Origin of the sequence: Streptomyces sp. M41(2017) (genome assembly GCF_002078175.1) — a bacterium.
Classification (GTDB): Bacteria; Actinomycetota; Actinomycetes; order Streptomycetales; family Streptomycetaceae; genus Streptomyces.
In genome coordinates this window covers 1,842,947-1,860,312 of sequence record NZ_MWFK01000001.1, presented here as the reverse complement: position 1 = coordinate 1,860,312, position 17,366 = coordinate 1,842,947, and the positions used below count along the sequence as shown (strand labels likewise).

The window sequence follows — 17,366 nt, the reverse complement described above, 5'->3', positions numbered from 1 at the left end:
AGCCCCTACCTGCGGATTCCGGTGGCGAACGGCAGTGTGTTGACGAAGGCGCGGTGGTGCTCGCGGTCGCACCACTCCAGCTTCAGGTACGACTTGCCGGCCGAGGCGCGGATGGTGCGCTTGTCGCGCGCGAGCGCCTCGGGGTTGCGCGAGGACACCGTGATGTAGCCGACGAGGTTGACGCCCGCGGCGCCGCTCGCGAGGTCCTCGCCGCGCTGGTCGAGGCGATTGTGCGAGGCGATGTCGCGGGGGTCGACGGTGCGGTTCATCTTGGCGGCGCGGCTGGTCTCGGCGTCGTCGTTCGTCTTCTCGGTCAGCATGCGTTCGATGGCGATCTCGGTCGGTTCGAGGTCCATCGTCACGGAGACCGTGCGGATGACGTCCGGGGTGTGGACGAGCAGCGGGGCGAGGAAGTTGACGCCCACGGGGGTCATCGGCCACTCCTTCACCCAGGCCGTGGAGTGGCACCAGGGCGCGCGGGTGGACGACTCGCGGGTCTTCGCCTGGAGGTACGTGGGCTCCATGGCGTCCAGCTCGGCCGGCCAGGCGTTGCGCTTGGTCATGGCCTGGATGTGGTCGATCGGGTGGTCCGGGTCGTACATCGAGTGCACGAGGGAGGCGAGCCGCCCCTGACCGAGCGGCTGTCGTACGCGGATGTCGGCTTCCTGGAGCCGGGAGCAGATGTCGGTCAGCTCGCGCGCCATGACGACGGCGAGTCCGGCGTCCCGGTCGAGCTTGCGTCCGCCCTGCGGCCGGGCGGCGCGGGCCATGGCCTGCGCCTCGGAGGCCAGTTCGCGCGAGTAGTGCATGCACGCGACGAGGTAGGCGCGGTGCTGCTCGCTGCTGGTGGACACCATCGACTGGAGCTGGTCGTAAGACTGCTGGAGCCAGCCCGGGGCGCGCTCGTCACCGCGGACGGAGACGTCCTTGGCGTGGGCGTCCGGGTCGGCGGGGAGGGTGCGGGCGAGCATCTGGAGGCGGGTGACGAAGCCGTCGCCGTTCGCCACGTGCTTGAGCAGCGTGCCGAAGCGGTCGACGAGGGCCTCCTGGTCCTCGCTGTCGCGCAGGCCGACGCCGGGTCCCTCGATCTCGATGGCGGCCGTGACGGTGCGCCGGTCGGCGTGCAGCAGCACGGCGATCTCGTCGGGGCCGAAGGGGGCGGCGAGCCAGGAGATCCGGCCGATGCCAGGGGGCGGGCCGATCTCGACCTCCTTGCCGTCGATGCGGACTCCGGCCTCCATCACCTGGCTGCGGTACGCGGTGCCCTTGCGCAGGCTCCGCTTGTAGCTGCGATTGATCTCGAACCACTTGTAGAACGTGCGGCGCTTGTACGGGACGTACACCGCGGCCAGCGCGAGCAGCGGGAAGCCCATGAGCAGCACGATCCGCAGGGACAGGACCGGGACGATCAGGCCGCACATCATGCCGAGGAACGCGCCCGCGATGATGAGCGCGATCTCGCCGGACTCGCGGTTGCGGCCGACGATCGCGTTCGGCCGGGCGCGGCCGATCAGATATGTACGGCGGGGCGTGACCACGTGGGACACGTGGGACTCGGTCGTCAACGCCCTTCACCTCCCGTGCTGTTGGTACTGCTGTTGCGGGTGTTGCTCGCGTGCGGGGTGTTGACCGGGCTGCTACGCGGTGGGGGTGCGGCGGAGGGGACAGATCCGCCGCCTCCGTTCGGCGTACGACTGCTGTGCGCGGCCACACCACCGGACGCGGGGTTGGCGGGGCGGGGCTGGCTGCTCCCGCCTCCGCCGCCGTTGTTGTCCGCGCGGGCGCTGTGCGTCTTGATGCCCTGCGCGACCATGGTCGCCGGGGAGCTGATGACGGCGGCTGCCTTGCCTTCGGCGCCCTGCATGATGCGGTTGTTGCGGGAGCCGGCGAGTTCGTCGCCGAAGCCCGGTACGAAGCGGTAGATCATCGCGCTGGCGAAGATGGCGAGCAGGATGATGGCGAGGCCGGAGACGACCGCGGAGAAGGCGTCGGGGCCGCTGTCGGAGCTGAGGGCGCCGGCGAGGCCGAGCACGATCACGATGACCGGCTTCACCAGGATCACCGCGATCATGATGCCCGCCCAGCGGCGGACGTGGCCCCACAGGTTCTTGTCGACGAGGCCCGCGTAGACGACGGTGCCCAGCAGGGCGCCCACGTAGAGCAGGGCTGCCCGGATCACCAGCTCCAGCCAGAGGACGCCGGCGGCCAGGATCGAGACCAGCGAGACGACGATCAGCATGATCGGGCCGCCGCCGATGTTCTCGCCCTTGCCGAGGGCGCCGGAGAACGTCCCGAAGAACGCGTCCGTCTGGTTCCCGGTGGTCTTAGCGAGGACCTCCGTCACGCCGTCCGTCGCCGAGACGACCGTGTAGAGGATCAGCGGGGTGAACGCCGAGGCCAGCACGGTCAGCCAGAGGAACCCGATCGCCTCGGACAGGGCCGTGCCGAGGGGGACACCCCGGACGGCCCGCTTCGCCACGGCCAGCAGCCACAGCAGCAGGGTCAGGATCGTGGACGCCGCGAAGACGACGGCGTACTGCTGGAGGAACTTGGGGTTCGTGAAGTCGACGTTGGCGGTGTCGTTCACGGCGGAGGAGAGTTTGTCGACGGTCCAGGAGGCGGCGTCGGCGCAGCCCTTCGCCAGGGAGGACAGCGGGTCGAGGGTCGACCCTAGCCCGTCACCGGTCAGCCCGGTCTTGCCCCCGCCGCTGTTGTCGCCTTCGCAGTAGTTCTTGGCGGGGCCGTGAATGAGGCCGCAGGCGTCGCCGCTCGGCGAGGGGGACGGCTTGGGGGCAGCGACCGCTCTCGTGGCGAGCAGCACGGCTGTCGCCTGCACCGCGCCCAGCGCGGCGGTCAGCTTGAGTACGCGATGGTTAGCGGGCATACGTGAACCCTCCGTACTCCTCGACAGCCTTCGCGATGTCATCGGCGCTGGAGGCCCGGTCGTCGCCCGGAACGGGGGCGGGGCCGTCCTTCTGGGAGTGCGTGACGATCTTCCAGTCGTCGCCGCTCCAGTCCAACGTCATGGTGATGGTGAACCAACTGCTGGTCACCGGGTTGGTCGAGTTCTGGCCGGCGAGGCCGAGCAGACCACTGCACCAGACCTCGACGGTCGCCGCGTCGGCAGACGACTCGGTGGTCTTGGTGCCGATTGCGGTCGTGCGCGAGACGAACGTGTAGCCCTGCGGGGCGGAACCGTCCTCGTTCAGGCCCACGTTCTTGTTGAACTGCGGGGTGTACGCCTTGTCGAGCGTCGCCTCGAAGTCGGCCACCTTGGACGGCGTGATCACGGTCGCCAGGATCTGGTCGCGGCCGGCCTTGTTGAACATGTCGGCCGACCCCAACGCCACCGCGTAGTTCGCCGCCGCGCTCTGCGCGCCCTCCCCCGTGTGGGGGAAGCCCGAGGGGATGCCTGCGGATCTGGTGTCCACGGGGTGGTCGCCCGAGGCGGCCGTCGGGGACGTCTTCGCCTTGTCGCCGCCCGTGTCGCCCGACGAGGGCGAGTCGTCGCCGCGGTTCGCGAAGGCGATCGCGGCGATGAGGAGGACGACGACGCCGACGACCGTGATCAGTCCCCGGGAGGAGGATCCACGGCCCCGGCGCGCGCCGCCGTAGACGTCGCCCGGGCGGTCGGGGAGGCGGGTGCGGGTCTGGCCGGAGCCGCCGTACCCTCCGTCCTCGCCGCGCGAGGCGTCGCCGTACCCGGGTTCGTCTCCGAGACTCATGCCGCGTACGCCCCCTCAACCTCTCGCTGAACCACGTAGTACGACGGTAGCCGTGCTGGTTCCCGCGCGGGCGCGGTGTGGTGACTCGACATCAGGGAAACGCAACCTCAGCCGGTGGGCACGACGGACGGGTGGGTCGGAGGACGGGGTGTCCGGGCACGCCCGGCCGGGGACTGACGGTGCGCCGGCTGCGGCGCGGTCCGGCCGGGCTACACGGCCATGCCGTACACGATGGTGAAGAGCGTGCCGAGGGAACCGATGATGAAGACTCCCGTGAGCCCGGCGATGATGAGGCCCTTGCCCTGTTCGGCGCTGAAGGTGTCGCGGAGGGCGGTCGCGCCGATGCGCTGCTTGGCCGCTCCCCAGATCGCGATGCCGAGGCACAGCAGGATGGCGACCGCCATCACCACCTCGACCATCACCTTGGCTTCGTTGCCCAGGCTGCCGAAGGGGCCCCAGTCCGGGGCGATCCCGCCGATGATCGTGTTGATGTCGCCCTTGTCGGCTGCGAAAAGCATGTAAGTCACCGCCCCTAGTGGGTAGTTCTGCACCCCCTGCCACTGCGCAGAGGTCGGGCCCATTCTCGCCGACAAAGACGCCTTCGTATGTCGACTTGACGTCATTGGTTGGCGGATTTCGCACGAATCCCTTGTCACCGGCGTGCGCGGGGACCCTTTCGGGAGGCGTACGGCGGTATACGTAGAGTCGTATGGTCACTCTGTGTATCACGGCCGGTCACGCCGGGCAATGAAGTGGGAGCGAAACCTGTCGTGTGGTTCCGTCGTTGTCCCCTTCTACGGTGCTCGCGCCGACCGCTGCCGGCCGACACCGCGCCCCCGTACCGCTCATGACGGTCCGTCGCCTCCAGGCTATCCCCCCGTGCGGTCGCGGGGGTACGCGCGTGGGGCTTCTGCGAGGGCGGACCGAGTGCCTCGGCTCAGGGCCGGTCGTCGGTGGGAGCCGGGGGCCGCTCGTCGTGGGCCCCCGTCACGAAGTGGTCGAACTCGCCCGCCCGGACACCCAGGACGAACGCGTCCCATTTCCTGCGGGTGGTGGTGACGACGTTCTCCGGGTCGCCGGTCTCCCGCAGGTGGACCAGGCCGTCCGCGCCGAAGGCGAGCTCGATCCAGGGGCCGGGTCCGGTCACGCCGTCCGGCGCGGCCCGCACCCAGTCGAGGCCCGGGGGGATGTCGGTCAAGGGTGGTGTTCCTCTCCGGCCAGGTGGAAGCAGGCCTCTGCCTCGCCGCGTCCGGACCCCGGGTCCGTGATGGGAGACTTCCGCGGCCACCGTATCCCCGGCCCGGGGCCCCCGTGGCGCGTGGACCGCAGCTCGCCCGGGGCTGTCCGGAAGCGGGCTGTCACCCGGTCGGCCGCCCCGCCGGGCCCGGTGCGGCAGGGCCCTCGGGGTCTGGACGGGCGGCGCCGGAGGTCTCGGGCGATACTCGGACTCGTCCAAGGTTTCGCTCACCCGCTCGGGGCAAGGTGAGAGGCGATGAAGCGCACCCGCGTCACCCCTTTCCCCGGAGCCAGGCGGCGGCCCGCGCTGCTCGGCGCGGCGGTCGTGCTGCTGGCCGTGACGTCCTCGTCGGTGGCGGTGGCCGACGACGGGCCGGGGCCGTTCGGCGTGACCGTCCAGGCCGCCGTGAACGCCCGCACGGCCCGCGTCGGCGCCCTGTTCCACGGGGACGCGGCGAGCAAGGGCGGCGGCGGGCACTTCTGCACCGCCTCCTTCGTGCACAGCCCGGGACGCGACCTCCTCATCACCGCGGCCCACTGTCTGGACGGGGGCCGGGCGATGTCCTTCGCGCCCGGCTACCGGGACGGCACCGCGCCGTACGGGTTCTGGGACGTCCGGCGCGTGTTCCTGCCCGACGGGTGGAAGAACGGGCGCGCCGAGGACAGAGAGGACAGTGACATCGCGTTCGCCGTCCTCGGCGAGCGGGACGGCAAGAAGGCCGAGGACGCCGTCGGCGGCGCCAACGCCTTCGCCGCGCACCGCGCCACCGGAGCCACCGCGGTCACCGTCACCGGATACCCCAGCTCCGCCGACACCGCCATCACCTGCACCGACAAGCCCACCGCGCAGAGCCGCACGCAGCAGCGCGTCGCGTGCCCCGACTTCGCCGGCGGGACCAGCGGCAGCCCCTGGGTGAACGGGGACGGCGCCGTCGTCGGCGTGATCGGCGGCCACGAGCAGGGCGGGAAGACCGACGACATCTCGTACAGCGCCGTGTTCCGTACCGAGGCAGCCGACCTCTACCGCGAGGCCGGACTGGCCGGTTAGGGACTGTCCGGCGGAACCTCGCCTCCCGCCTGTGCGCGATCTCCCCCGCGCGCGGAGCCCGCCTCTACACTGACGTCGGCGGACTCCTGTGCGGTGAGGGGCGGTTGACGGTGCGTAAGGCGTGGATCGTGGCGACCGTTGCCATCGGCGCGGGGATCAGCTTCGTGATGCTGCTCGTCGTCGGCGTCTACATGGTCGCCGGGAACCTCGCCAACGGCATCGGCGGCGGCGCCGTCGGACTCGCCAAGGGCGCCGTGCCCGCCGCGTACCAGCCCCTCGTGCAGAAATGGGGCAATCTCTGCGGAGCGATCAATCCCGCGCTGCTGGCCGCCCAGCTGTATCAGGAGAGCGGATTCAATCCGAACGCGAAGAGTCCCGCGAAGGCCGAAGGGATAGCGCAATTCATCCCGGGGACCTGGGCCACGCACGGAGTGGACGGTGACGGCGACGGCGACCGCGACGTCTGGGACCCGAATGACGCGATTCCGTCGGCCGCCTCGTACGACTGCCAGCTCGCCTCGTACGTGAAGAACGCGCCCGGAAACGTCACCGAGAACATGCTCGCCGCCTACAACGCGGGCGCGTACGCGGTCATCAAGTACAAGGGCGTACCGCCGTACAAAGAGACCCAGAACTACGTGAAGACGATCACCACCCTGTCGAAGAGCTTCGCCGCTCCGGTGACTCGCGTGGATCCCTCGAAGCAGGCCGCGACCGCCATCACCTACGCGCAGAAGAAGCTCGGCACGCCCTACCTGTGGGGTGGCACCGGCACCGCTGACCAGGGCGGACGCTTCGACTGCTCGGGTCTCACCCAGGCCTCCTACGAGAGCGCCGGGATCACCCTGCCGCGGGTCGCCAACGACCAGTACAACGCGGGAGCGCACCCCAAGCGGTCCGAACTCCTGCCGGGCGACCTGGTGTTCTTCTCCGACGACCTCACCAACTCCCGCGCCATCCGGCATGTGGGGATCTACGTGGGCGGCGGATACATGATCGACGCGCCCCGCACGGGTGCCGTCATCCGCTTCGACCCCATCGACACCCCCGACTACTTCGGGGCCACCCGAGTGACGGAAGATGGCGCGAAAGCATTGCCCACTTCGATCTGAACCCACCCCCTGAGCTGCGGCGATGTGTCTCTCTTCGATAACGTCTGCGTGATCGTTCCGTGGAGTGCGGAACCCACCGCAGGGAACTGTGCGTTCCTATTCCACGTAGAGAACCTGTTCTACGACCACGGGGGTGGATCGAGCGGCGCGCGAAAAGGCGCGACCGTGGGAAAGACGACGAAGGGGCCGCAGCACCATGGCTGGACTCGCCGAATCCGGTTCGAACCCCGACGTCGACCTGCTGTACGACATCAATGGCCTGGCCAAGGACGCGCCGCACTGGTTCGACCGCGGCATGGAGTTCGTCGGTGAGTGGGGTCTCCTGCTCGCGATGGTCCTCCTGGTCGTCGGGTGCTGGTGGACCGTCCGACGGCGGGGCGGCACCGACGCCGCGTCCTCCGTGGCCGCCCTCGTCTGGGCCCCGCTCGCAGCCGGCATCGCCGTCCTCGTGAACGTTCCGATACGGGGTTTCGTGGAGCGGCCGCGCCCCTTCGTCGACCACCAGGGCCTCGACGTCCTCATCGGCGGCAAGACCGACTTCTCCTTCGTCAGCGACCACGCGACGCTCACCATGGCGATGGGCGTCGGACTGTTCGTCGCGAACCGCAGGTTCGGCCTCGCCGGCATAGGGCTCGCCCTGCTCGAAGGCTTCTGCCGCGTCTACATGGGAGTGCACTACCCGACGGACGTCATCGGCGGCTTCGCCCTCGGCACCGCGGTGGCCCTGTTGCTGTCGCCGCTCGCCATGGCCCTGCTGACCCCGGTCATGAAGGCCGTGGAGCGGTCCCCGCGCGCGGGACGGCTGATCCGCGCGCGGAACGGCGTTCCCGCCGGGCAGGAGACGCTCATCCCCGGGGCGCGCACCGAGCACTCCGAGGAGCGCGACCTCGCGGCCTGACCGTGCGATCGGGTGCCCGCGGCGGTGACGGGCGGACGCCCGCGGCCCGGGCGCCCGTCGTGGCGGCGGGCTACAGCGCCTGCGGGAACGAGAAGAAGCGGTCCGGGTCGTAACGGTGCTTCAGCGTCTTGAGGCGGGTCGCCGCGTCCCCGTAGTAGGCCTTGCGCCAGTCCGTCAGGGTCGCGTCCGTGTAGTTCTGGTAGGCCGCGCCCGAGGCGTGCCGGGCCATCGCGTGGTGCGCGCCGGTCAGCCAGGACTGGGCGGTGGTGCCGGACGTGCCCGCCTGCCACGACACGATGTACTGCGCCAGCATCCGGGAGCGGCGGTGCACGAACGCCGTCGCCGTGGGCGACACCCGGTTGACCGCGCCGCCGAGCGCCGTGAGCGCGATGCTCCCCGCCCCGCCGCGGACCGCGGAGATCTGGCTCAGCAGCGTCTGGACGCCGGCCGCGGAGATCGACCGGTCGAAGAAGTCCGAACGAGCCGCGTACGTCTCGCGTCCGAGGGCGCCCTGGGTGTCGCGGCCCGGCGTCGAGCCCGGCAGACGGCACTGGGCGTCCGCCGAGAACGACGAACAGCCCGCGTACACCTCCATCGACTCCTCGTACGAACGCCGCTTGAGGGAGACGCTGCGCGCGGGGGAGCCGATGCGGTCGGCCAGCTTGTCCACGGCGTTCTGGAGCTCGCCGTAGGTGCCGAGGGAGAAGGCGGCGACCGAGACGGTCGGGCTGCCGCCGGAGGCGCTCGCGAGATGGCACGACGACCAGATCTCGTCCGGCTGGTCCGGGCCCCATTCCTGCCAGGCCTTCACCACGGCGGCGGCCTTCGCCCACGGCCAGGTCATGTACGCGGAGACGCCCTGCGGCGCCGGGTGGGTCTTGAACCGTAGTTCCGTCACGACGCCGAAGTTGCCGTTGCCCGCGCCGCGCAGCGCCCAGAACAGGTCCTTGTTCGCGGAGGAGTCGGCGGTCAGCTGCTTGCCGTCGGCGGTGATCAGCGTCGCCTGCGTGAGGCTGTCGCAGGTCAGTCCGTACGCCCGTGACACCACGCCGTGGCCGCCGCCCAGCGTCAGACCGGAGACGCCCACGGTGGGGCAGGAGCCCGCGGGGATCGTGACGCCCTTCGCCGCCAGCGTCCGGTAGACGTCGATCAGCTTCGAGCCGGCCCCCACGACGGCCTCGTTCGCCGAGGCGCGGATCTTGTTCAGCTTGGAGACGTCGATGATCAGGCGGCCGTCTCCGGAGGACCAACCGGCGTACGAGTGACCGCCGTTGCGTATCGACACCTTGACCCCGTGGGCGCGGGCGTAGTCCATCGTCGTGCGTATGTCGCCGGCGTGCGCGACGTAGGCGACGGCGGCGGGCTTCAGGCCGTCGAAGCGCGTGTTGTACAGCTGGTGCGCGGCCGACCAGCTGCGGTCGCCGGGGCGCACGAGGGCGCCGTCCAGGGAATGGGAGAGGGCTGTCCAGTTGGCGGCCGCGCGCGTGCTCGCGGTCGCCGAGCGTATGCCGGAGGCGTCCGCCGCGGTGTTCCCCGCCGTGCCGGAGGCACCTGAAGCGCCGCCGCTGTCCGTGCCGTTGCACGCGGACGTCGCCGCCGCCGCGAGGACGGCTGTGGTGCCGCCGATGAACGTACGCCGTTGCATGTGCGCCTCCCCTGGGTTCCGTGGAACGAGACGGGCCCCCGGGCCCGCAGGTTCCACGTCCGAACGTCGCGAAACCGCTACAGCTCCCGCATCCCAGCACGCGCGCACCGTGAGGGGAACGGCGGGGTGGTCACGAAGGGGGAGCGAAAGGCGGAAAGGGAGGGGAGGGAGAGGAAGGGGGGGGAGGAACAGGAGGCCGGTGGGGGAGAGGGAGACGGGGGAAGGGAGGACGAGCGCCCCTCAGGGGGCGTCGCGTTCCTCAGGGGGAGTCACGTCCTCAGGGGGTGTCGCCCGTCGCGTGGGCCGCGCCGTCGGCGCGGGCCTGGCTTCTCGCGCGGCGGGCCGGGCCCCGCCAGCCGCAGGTGCAGCGGGCCAGACAGAAGGGACCTTGCTCGACGGTGGTCGCTCGGTGCTCTGATACCGGGTCGGTGATGTCCTGCTGCTCCACACCGACAACGTTACCCAAGGCAAGTGAACGGACTCCTGCCCGCGTGACGACCGCCCCCACCCGTCGTTAAGCGGGAGGACAGGGAGGCCCGGGACGGACCGGCTGGGGGTCGGCGGACGATGGTGGCGCAGCAGGAGGGACGGGCGACCGCGATGGCGCTCGTCATGGCGGGACTCGTGGTCTGCGGAACCGGGTGCTCGGGCGGCGGGGCCGCCGCCGAGGACGTCGGCACCGGCGCCGACACCGTGGGGACGCTGCGCCAGGCGGCCGGCGCGCTGGAAGGCGCGGGCAGTGCCAAGGCCACCACGTCCATGGAGATGGCGACCGGCGGCACCCGGGTCACCATTCGCGGACAGGGCGTCTACGACTTCCGGAAGCAGACCGGTCGGCTGAAGGTGCTGCTGCCCGAGGACCCCGCCGGGGCCGACGAGCACCGGCCGATCACCGAGCTGCTCGCCCCGGGTGCGCTGTTCATGAAGAACCGGGGCGCCGGTGTGCCCGCCGACAAGTGGGTCCGGGTGGACACCGCCGGTCTCTCGGACGGGAACCTGGTCACCGGCGGTGCCACCGACCCGTACGCCGCGGCCGAACTGCTGCGCGGCGCGCGGACGGCCACGTACGTGGGCCGGACCGAGGTGGCCGGTACCTCGGTGCGGCACTACCGCGGGACCGCCGATCTGCTGGTGGCCGCGCGGGGTGCGTCCACCGGGCAGCGTCCCGCGCTGAACGCGGCGGCGAAAGGGTTCGCCACCACCGCCGTGCCGTTCGACGCCTACCTCGACGACCAGGGGCGGCTGCGCAAGGTCCGGCACCGGTTCAGTTTCGTCAACGACCAGAAGAAGGGCACCGTCGACGTCGCCTCGACGACCCTGCTCTACGACTTCGGTGCCGCCGCGGACGTACGGCTGCCGCATTCCACGGACATCTACGCCGGGAAGATCGCGGAGTAGTGGGTTCCGGCGGAATGGGCAAGAGCATCCGGAGCCGTAGCTTCACCGGAGGGCCGGAAATGGCCCTTCCGTGCCATGCGCGGTGTGTAGGCCGCTCCCTACTCTAGGAAGTCGGTGACGGCAGGAAGAGGTGATGCACGTGGCTCCGGTCGGCGGTACGGCAGTTCAGGACCACGTGGCCCTCGCCGAGATCGAGTTGTGCGGTGACCTGATCATCGCGGCCTCGGCCGCCGATGAGGACCGGCTCAGCCTGGAGAGCATCGACGAGGTGCTGAAAGTGGCCGAAGAACGCGCCCGTCCGCGCGGCACGGGGGACTAGCGCCCGGTTCTGAGGGCGGGCGCCGCGGAGCAGGCGTCCTGTTCCGTCCGATCGTGCGGAGTTCCGGTTCGGGCGCTCGCGTCCCGTCCTCCGGAGGTCCGGTCCAGGCACTCGAAACCCGCGTGCGGAGTTCCGGTTCGGGCGCTCGGCGTCCCGTCCTGTCGCACGTGTTCCGGACGCGGGGCCCTGGTGTCGCGTCGACTCTGCGTCCCGGTCCGGGTCCGGAACGTCACATAGGTCGGGGATGTCACATACATCCCCCGCGTCGCGTGCGTCACATCTCTCAGGTGCGGAGCAGGCGGCCGATCGCCTTCGTCGCTTCCTCGACCTTCGCGTCGATCTCGTCGCCGCCCTTGAGGGCCGCGTCCGCGACGCAGTGCCGCAGGTGTTCCTCCAGGAGCTGGAGGGCGAAGGACTGCAGGGCCTTCGTGGAGGCGGAGACCTGGGTGAGTATGTCGATGCAGTAGACGTCCTCGTCGACCATCCGCTGGAGCCCGCGGATCTGCCCCTCGATCCGGCGCAGCCGCTTCAGGTGCTCGTCTTTCTGCTGGTGGTAGCCGTGGATGCCGCGGTCGTGATCGGTCACGACCTCGTGTCCTTCGCCGGAGGGCGCGGTCGCGCCGGCCTCGGTGCTCGTCATCGCGTCCTCCTGTTGGTCCGCTCGGCGGTTTTGTCAGGGGCCTGCCCGGGGACTGTCCCGGATGCCGGTCGTGATCCGGCCGGAAAGCCTGGCCGAATCTCGTCTGTTAAGCCCTGTACGTATACCCCTGGTGGGTATATGGTATCGAACTTTGCCGGGTATAGGGCCCTTGCCAGAAGCCGGTACCGGACCCTGTGCTGATCACTCTGCCCGATGGGCGACACTGGGGGACGGCCCATTAGCCGTGGCCGGATGATGCGCCTAGCATCAGCCTGACCGAACCGAAGCACCCCGAGGACCCCAACGTGCGCTTTCGTCTGACCCCCAGGGAGACGAGCTTCTACGACATGTTCTCCGCATCCGCGGACAACATCGTCACGGGCTCGAAACTCCTGATGGAACTGCTCGGCGCGGACACCTCCGCCCGGGCCGAGATCGCAGAGCGTATGCGGGCCGCCGAACACGCCGGTGACGATGCGACACACGCGATCTTCCACCAGCTGAACTCCTCGTTCATCACGCCGTTCGACCGCGAGGACATCTACAACCTGGCGTCCTGCCTCGACGACATCATGGACTTCATGGAGGAGGCCGTCGACCTGGTCGTCCTGTACCAGGTCGAGGAGCTGCCCAAGGGTGTCGAGCAGCAGATCGAGGTGCTGGCGCGGGCCGCGGAGCTGACCGCGGAGGCCATGCCGAACCTGCGGACCATGGACAACCTCACCGAGTACTGGATCGAGGTCAACCGTCTGGAGAACCAGGCCGACCAGATCCACCGCAAGCTGCTGGCCCACCTCTTCAACGGCAAGTACGACGCCATCGAGGTGCTGAAGCTCAAGCAGATCGTGGACGTGCTGGAGGAAGCGGCCGACGCGTTCGAGCACGTGGCGAACACGGTGGAGACCATCGCCGTCAAGGAGTCCTGACCCGTTCATGGACACCTTTGCTTTGATCGTGACCATCGGGGTCGCGCTCGGATTCACGTACACGAACGGTTTTCACGACTCGGCGAACGCCATCGCCACGTCCGTGTCCACGCGTGCCCTGACGCCGCGGGCCGCGCTCGCCATGGCCGCGGTGATGAACCTCGCCGGTGCCTTCCTCGGCAGCGGGGTCGCCAAGACCGTCAGTGAGGGGCTGATCCAGACGCCGGAGGGCTCGAAGGGGATGGGCATCCTCTTCGCCGCTCTCGTCGGCGCGATCACCTGGAACCTGATCACCTGGTACTTCGGCCTGCCCTCGTCGTCCTCGCACGCCCTGTTCGGCGGCATGGTCGGCGCGGCGCTGGCCGGCGGCACGACGGTCTACTGGAACGGCGTGCTCGACAAGATCATCATTCCGATGTTCCTCTCGCCGGTGGTCGGTCTGCTCGCCGGCTATCTGGTGATGGCCGCGATCATGTGGCTGTTCCGGCGCGCCAACCCGCACAAGGCCAAGCGCGGCTTCCGTATCGCGCAGACCGTCTCGGCGGCCGGCATGGCACTCGGACACGGTCTTCAGGACGCCCAGAAGACGATGGGCATCGTCGTGATGGCGCTGGTCATCGCCGATGTGCAGGGTCCCGGCGACCCGATCCCGGTCTGGGTGAAGCTCGTCTGCGCGATGATGCTGTCGCTGGGGACGTACGCCGGTGGCTGGCGCATCATGCGGACGCTCGGGCGGAAGATCATCGAGCTCGATCCGCCGCAGGGGTTCGCCGCGGAGACGACCGGTGCGTCGATCATGTTCGCCACGGCGTACATCTTCAAGGCGCCGATCTCCACGACGCATGTGATCACGTCCGCGATCATGGGTGTGGGGGCTACGAAGCGGGTGAAGGCCGTGCGGTGGGGTGTCGCCAAGAACATCGTCCTCGGCTGGTTCATCACCATGCCGGCGGCGGCGCTCGTGGCCGCGCTGAGCTTCTGGATCGTGAACGTCGCGGTTCTCTAGCGGGGCGCGGAGTCCCGCTCTTCTCTTCCAGGGTCCGGTCGTCGGGGGTTTCCTCCGGGGCCGGGCCCTTTGGTTTCGCCCCCTCCGCCCCTTCCCTTCCCGTCCCCGAGGGCTGCGCCCCCGGACCCCCCTTCGGCCTGGACGGCCTCGTCCTCAAACGCCGGGCGGGCTGGAAGGGGGCTGCGTTCCGGACCCGTTTCCGGTCTGGACGGCCTCGTCCTCAAACGCCGGACGGGCTGAAAAGGGCTGCGTTCCGGACCCGTTTCCGGTCTGGACACGGGCTTGTCCTCAAGTGACGGGCGGGCTGATAGGGGGCCGCGTTCCGGGACCCGTTTCCGGTCTGGACGGGCTGTCCTCAAGTGACGGGCGGGCCGGCATGGTCCTGCGGGGCGCGCCGATGCGTAAACGAGTGGGCCCGCCCCCGGGAGCCAGGGGCGGGCCCTTTTCGTCCTCGCGGTGGCACCGCCATGCAGCACCGCGAGGGGTTCGAGGAGGAGGTCCGGTCTAGCCGAAGCGACCGGAGATGTAGTCCTCCGTGGCCTGGACGGACGGGTTGGAGAAGATCCGCTCCGTGTCGTCTATCTCGATGAGGCGGCCGGGCTGGCCGACCGCGGACAGGTTGAAGAACGCCGTGCGGTCGGAGACGCGGGCGGCCTGCTGCATGTTGTGCGTCACGATGACGATCGTGAAGCGCTCCTTCAGCTCACCGATCAGGTCCTCGATGGCGAGGGTGGAGATCGGGTCCAGGGCCGAGCAGGGCTCGTCCATGAGGAGGACCTGCGGCTCCACGGCGATGGCCCGCGCGATGCACAGGCGCTGCTGCTGACCGCCGGAGAGGCCGGAGCCGGGCTTGTTCAGCCGGTCCTTGACCTCGTTCCAGAGGTTCGCGCCCTTGAGGGACTTCTCGACGATGTCGCTCAGCTCGGACTTCTTGTAGGAGCCGTTGAGCTTCAGGCCCGCCGCCACGTTGTCGAAGATCGACATCGTGGGGAAGGGGTTGGGGCGCTGGAACACCATGCCGATGGTGCGGCGCACGGCGACCGGGTCGATCGCGTTGCCGTACAGGTCCTCGTCGTCCAGCAGCACCTTGCCCTCGACGCGGCCACCGGGGGTGACCTCGTGCATGCGGTTCAGGGTGCGCAGGAAGGTCGACTTGCCGCAGCCGGAGGGGCCGATGAAGGCGGTCACCGAGCGGGGCTCGACCGTCATGGAGATGTCTTCGATCGCCTTGTGGGCGCTGTAGTAGGCGGTCAGACCGCTTACGTCGATTCGCTTGGCCATGTCAGTTCACTGCTTCTTTCGAAAGGATTCGGGTCGCTGATGGCCGCGTCAGCGGCCCGCCTTGGGGGCTTTCCACCGCGCGATGGCGCGCGCCCCCATGTTGAGGATCATGACGAAGGCGATGAGGGCGAGTGCCGCCGCCCAGGCCCGGTCGTAGGCGGCGCCGGAGCCGGCGCTGTTCGCGTACTGCTGGTAGATGTACAGCGGCAGCGAGGCCTGCGGGCCCGAGAACGGGTCGGTGTTGATGAAGTTCGTACCCCACACCAGGAGCAGTACGGGGGCCGTCTCACCGGTGATGCGCGCGACGGCGAGCATGACACCCGTCGTGATTCCGCCGATGGAGGTCGGCAGGACCACCTTGATGATGGTGCGCCACTTCGGGATGCCGAGGGCGAGGGAGGCCTCGCGCAGCTCGTTCGGGACGAGCTTCAGCATCTCCTCGGTGGAACGGACCACCACGGGCATCATCAGGATCGCGAGGGCCAGCGAACCGGCGAAGCCGGAGTAGCCCATGTCCAGGATCAGGATCCAGAAGCTGAGGATGAACAGACCGGCGACGATCGACGGGACGCCCGTCATGACGTCGACGAAGAAGGTGACGGCCTTGGCGAGCTTGCCGCGTCCGTACTCGACGAGGTAGATCGCGGTCAGCACGCCCACCGGCACCGCGATCAGGCTCGCGATGGCGACCTGCTCCAGGGTGCCGACGATCGCGTGGTAGATGCCGCCACCGGTCTCGGTGTCGGCGACCACACCCATGGAGTGCGTCAGGAAGTAGACGTCGAAGACCTTCACGCCGCGCTTGACCGTCTCCCAGATCAGGGAGGCCAGCGGGATGACGGCGACGATGAAGCAGACCCAGACCAGGCTGGTGGCGACGCGGTCCTTGGCCTGACGGCGGCCCTCGACGCGGGCGGCGATGCCGTACGTGCCGAGGACGAAGAGGATCGCGGCGATCAGGCCCCACTGGACCCTGCTGTCGAGGCCGGCGCCGAGGCCGATCCCGACGGCGACGACCACGGCGCCGACGGCGATGGCCCAGGGGGACCACTTGGGAAGCCTTCCGCCGCGCAGCGAGCTCGCGTGGCGTGCGGTGACGGGTGCGTTGCTCATGCGTTGGCCCCCGAGTACTCCTTGCGGCGGTTGATGATCACGCGCGCCGCGCCGTTGACCACCAGGGTGATGACGAACAGGACCAGACCGGAGGCGATCAGGGCGTCCTGGCCGAACGGGGTGGCCTCGCTGAACTTGCTCGCGATGTTCTGGGCGAACGTGCCGCCGCCCGGGTCGAGCAGGCTGGCGTTGATGTCGAAGGTCGGGGAGAGGACGGTGGCGACGGCCATCGTCTCGCCGAGCGCGCGGCCGAGGCCGAGCATCGAGGCGGAGATGACGCCGGAGCGGCCGAAGGGCAGCACCGACATGCGGATGACCTCCCAGCGGGTGGCGCCGAGGGCGAGCGCCGCCTCCTGGATCATCATCGGCGCCTGCCGGAAGACCTCACGGCTGACGTTGGTGATGATCGGAAGGATCATGATGGCGAGCAGGACACCGACGGTGAGCATCGAGCGGGGCGCTCCGCCCTGCCACTCGAAGATGCCGGTCCAGCCGAAGTAGTGGTCGAGCCAGCCGAACAGGCCGCCCATGTGCGGCACCAGGACGAGGGCGCCCCAGAGGCCGTAGACGATGGACGGGACGGCGGCGAGCAGGTCGATCACGTACGCGATGGGTCCGCCGAGCCTGCGTGGCGCGTAGTGCGTGATGAACAGCGCGATGCCGACGGCGACCGGGACCGCGAGGGCCATGGCGATGATCGCGGAGACCACCGTGCCGAAGGCCAGCACCGCGATGCCGAAGACCGGCGGCTCGATGTTGGTGTTCCACTCGAACGTCGTGAGGAAGTTCGCGTGGTCCTTGCTGATCGCGATCGCGGCACGGTAGGTGAGGAAGACCGCGATGGCGGCCATGATCACCAGGAGGAGGATGCCGGACCCGCGGGACAGACCGAGGAAGACACGGTCGCCGGGGCGGGTGGCGCCACGGGCCGCGCGCTTCTGCTCGATCGTCGAAGGCGGTGGGGTGGGAGGAGGTGCTTCGGTGTTCTGTGTCGATATGTCCATCAGGAGTCTCCGGTC

General features: G+C 69.6%; 18 protein-coding genes. 7 read left to right on the top strand and 11 right to left on the bottom strand.

The genetic code is table 11. The features are described from left to right. Positions 1-5: 5 nt before the first annotated feature. From B0675_RS08165 to B0675_RS08145, 5 genes are all read right to left on the bottom strand, one after another. Complete coding sequence (locus tag B0675_RS08165) at positions 6-1,565, bottom strand: SCO6880 family protein (RefSeq protein WP_081218165.1); 1,560 nt, start codon at positions 1,563-1,565, stop codon at positions 6-8. Further along, on the bottom strand, positions 1,562-2,884 hold the full coding sequence (locus B0675_RS08160) for a hypothetical protein (RefSeq protein WP_081218164.1): 1,323 nt from the start codon (positions 2,882-2,884) through the stop codon (positions 1,562-1,564). The genes B0675_RS08165 and B0675_RS08160 overlap by 4 nt, the downstream gene beginning before the upstream one ends. Further along, positions 2,874-3,725 carry a hypothetical protein gene (locus B0675_RS08155; RefSeq protein WP_081218163.1) on the bottom strand — a complete coding sequence of 284 codons (852 nt, stop codon included), beginning with the start codon at positions 3,723-3,725 and terminating at the stop codon, positions 2,874-2,876. The genes B0675_RS08160 and B0675_RS08155 overlap by 11 nt, the downstream gene beginning before the upstream one ends. A gap of 209 nt (positions 3,726-3,934) precedes the next feature. Then, the gene (locus tag B0675_RS08150; protein WP_037622434.1) at positions 3,935-4,243 is read right to left on the bottom strand and encodes a hypothetical protein; all 309 of its coding nucleotides are present in this window, start codon (positions 4,241-4,243) and stop codon (positions 3,935-3,937) included. 419 nt (positions 4,244-4,662) lie between these two features. Continuing rightward, positions 4,663-4,923, bottom strand: coding sequence for a DUF397 domain-containing protein (locus B0675_RS08145; protein ID WP_081218162.1), 261 nt, complete (start codon positions 4,921-4,923; stop codon positions 4,663-4,665). Positions 4,924-5,217: 294 nt separating this feature from the next. On the opposite strand from B0675_RS08145, the gene B0675_RS08140 reads away from it, so the two are divergent. From B0675_RS08140 to B0675_RS08130, 3 genes are all read left to right on the top strand, one after another. Next, complete coding sequence (locus B0675_RS08140) at positions 5,218-6,009, top strand: trypsin-like peptidase domain-containing protein (protein WP_081218161.1); 792 nt, start codon at positions 5,218-5,220, stop codon at positions 6,007-6,009. A gap of 104 nt (positions 6,010-6,113) precedes the next feature. Beyond that, positions 6,114-7,121, top strand: a complete 1,008-nt coding sequence (locus B0675_RS08135; RefSeq protein ID WP_241539733.1) for a bifunctional lytic transglycosylase/C40 family peptidase — start codon at positions 6,114-6,116, stop codon at positions 7,119-7,121. A gap of 196 nt (positions 7,122-7,317) precedes the next feature. Then, positions 7,318-8,019: a phosphatase PAP2 family protein gene (locus B0675_RS08130; protein WP_081218160.1), complete on the top strand. Its 702-nt coding sequence runs from the start codon at positions 7,318-7,320 to the stop codon at positions 8,017-8,019. A gap of 70 nt (positions 8,020-8,089) precedes the next feature. Here the strand turns inward: B0675_RS08130 and B0675_RS08125 are convergent, their stop codons facing one another. Both B0675_RS08125 and B0675_RS41325 read right to left on the bottom strand, forming a co-directional pair. Beyond that, on the bottom strand, positions 8,090-9,664 hold the full coding sequence (locus B0675_RS08125; protein WP_081218159.1) for an FAD-binding oxidoreductase: 1,575 nt from the start codon (positions 9,662-9,664) through the stop codon (positions 8,090-8,092). Positions 9,665-9,941: 277 nt separating this feature from the next. Continuing rightward, complete coding sequence (locus B0675_RS41325; protein WP_179165265.1) at positions 9,942-10,112, bottom strand: hypothetical protein; 171 nt, start codon at positions 10,110-10,112, stop codon at positions 9,942-9,944. A gap of 119 nt (positions 10,113-10,231) precedes the next feature. On the opposite strand from B0675_RS41325, the gene B0675_RS08120 reads away from it, so the two are divergent. Both B0675_RS08120 and B0675_RS08115 read left to right on the top strand, forming a co-directional pair. After that, positions 10,232-11,062 (top strand): hypothetical protein, encoded by an 831-nt coding sequence (locus B0675_RS08120; RefSeq protein ID WP_081218158.1) that lies wholly within the window; start codon positions 10,232-10,234, stop codon positions 11,060-11,062. Between the two features lie 133 nt (positions 11,063-11,195). Beyond that, entirely contained in the window at positions 11,196-11,381 is a 186-nt protein-coding gene (locus B0675_RS08115; RefSeq protein WP_081218157.1) for a hypothetical protein, read from the top strand. 283 nt (positions 11,382-11,664) lie between these two features. Here the strand turns inward: B0675_RS08115 and B0675_RS08110 are convergent, their stop codons facing one another. Next, entirely contained in the window at positions 11,665-12,021 is a 357-nt protein-coding gene (locus tag B0675_RS08110) for a metal-sensitive transcriptional regulator (protein WP_081218156.1), read from the bottom strand. 305 nt (positions 12,022-12,326) lie between these two features. Here B0675_RS08110 and B0675_RS08105 point away from each other — a divergent pair, with 305 nt between their 5' ends. Together B0675_RS08105 and B0675_RS08100 are read left to right on the top strand one after the other, a co-directional pair. Further along, complete coding sequence (locus B0675_RS08105; RefSeq protein ID WP_081218155.1) at positions 12,327-12,947, top strand: DUF47 family protein; 621 nt, start codon at positions 12,327-12,329, stop codon at positions 12,945-12,947. Positions 12,948-12,954: 7 nt separating this feature from the next. Beyond that, the gene (locus tag B0675_RS08100; protein WP_081218154.1) at positions 12,955-13,953 is read left to right on the top strand and encodes an inorganic phosphate transporter; all 999 of its coding nucleotides are present in this window, start codon (positions 12,955-12,957) and stop codon (positions 13,951-13,953) included. Positions 13,954-14,457: 504 nt separating this feature from the next. Here B0675_RS08100 and pstB read toward each other — a convergent pair. Genes pstB through pstC form a run of 3 tightly spaced genes read right to left on the bottom strand, consistent with a single transcriptional unit; the run spans position 14,458 to position 17,351 of the window. Beyond that, on the bottom strand, positions 14,458-15,234 hold the full coding sequence (gene pstB / locus B0675_RS08090) for a phosphate ABC transporter ATP-binding protein PstB (protein WP_081218152.1): 777 nt from the start codon (positions 15,232-15,234) through the stop codon (positions 14,458-14,460). 48 nt (positions 15,235-15,282) lie between these two features. After that, positions 15,283-16,347 carry a phosphate ABC transporter permease PstA gene (pstA, locus tag B0675_RS08085; RefSeq protein WP_081218151.1) on the bottom strand — a complete coding sequence of 355 codons (1,065 nt, stop codon included), beginning with the start codon at positions 16,345-16,347 and terminating at the stop codon, positions 15,283-15,285. Then, positions 16,344-17,351 (bottom strand): phosphate ABC transporter permease subunit PstC, encoded by a 1,008-nt coding sequence (pstC, locus tag B0675_RS08080; RefSeq protein ID WP_081218150.1) that lies wholly within the window; start codon positions 17,349-17,351, stop codon positions 16,344-16,346. Before pstC ends, pstA begins: the two co-directional genes overlap by 4 nt. Positions 17,352-17,366: the final 15 nt, after the last annotated feature.

Bases quoted from the DNA above. Each gene is read 5' to 3' on its own strand.
- B0675_RS08150 (WP_037622434.1), bottom strand. From the start codon at position 4,243: ATGCTTTTCGCAGCCGACAAGGGCGACATCAACACGATCATCGGCGGG.
- B0675_RS08100 (WP_081218154.1), top strand. From the start codon at position 12,955: ATGGACACCTTTGCTTTGATCGTGACCATCGGGGTCGCGCTCGGATTC.
- B0675_RS08155 (WP_081218163.1), bottom strand. From the start codon at position 3,725: ATGAGTCTCGGAGACGAACCCGGGTACGGCGACGCCTCGCGCGGCGAG.
- B0675_RS08140 (WP_081218161.1), top strand. From the start codon at position 5,218: ATGAAGCGCACCCGCGTCACCCCTTTCCCCGGAGCCAGGCGGCGGCCC.
- B0675_RS08120 (WP_081218158.1), top strand. From the start codon at position 10,232: ATGGTGGCGCAGCAGGAGGGACGGGCGACCGCGATGGCGCTCGTCATG.
- B0675_RS08160 (WP_081218164.1), bottom strand. From the start codon at position 2,884: ATGCCCGCTAACCATCGCGTACTCAAGCTGACCGCCGCGCTGGGCGCG.
- pstC (WP_081218150.1), bottom strand. From the start codon at position 17,351: ATGGACATATCGACACAGAACACCGAAGCACCTCCTCCCACCCCACCG.
- pstA (WP_081218151.1), bottom strand. From the start codon at position 16,347: ATGAGCAACGCACCCGTCACCGCACGCCACGCGAGCTCGCTGCGCGGC.
- B0675_RS08115 (WP_081218157.1), top strand. From the start codon at position 11,196: ATGCACGTGGCTCCGGTCGGCGGTACGGCAGTTCAGGACCACGTGGCC.
- B0675_RS08130 (WP_081218160.1), top strand. From the start codon at position 7,318: ATGGCTGGACTCGCCGAATCCGGTTCGAACCCCGACGTCGACCTGCTG.
- pstB (WP_081218152.1), bottom strand. From the start codon at position 15,234: ATGGCCAAGCGAATCGACGTAAGCGGTCTGACCGCCTACTACAGCGCC.
- B0675_RS08125 (WP_081218159.1), bottom strand. From the start codon at position 9,664: ATGCAACGGCGTACGTTCATCGGCGGCACCACAGCCGTCCTCGCGGCG.
- B0675_RS08110 (WP_081218156.1), bottom strand. From the start codon at position 12,021: ATGACGAGCACCGAGGCCGGCGCGACCGCGCCCTCCGGCGAAGGACAC.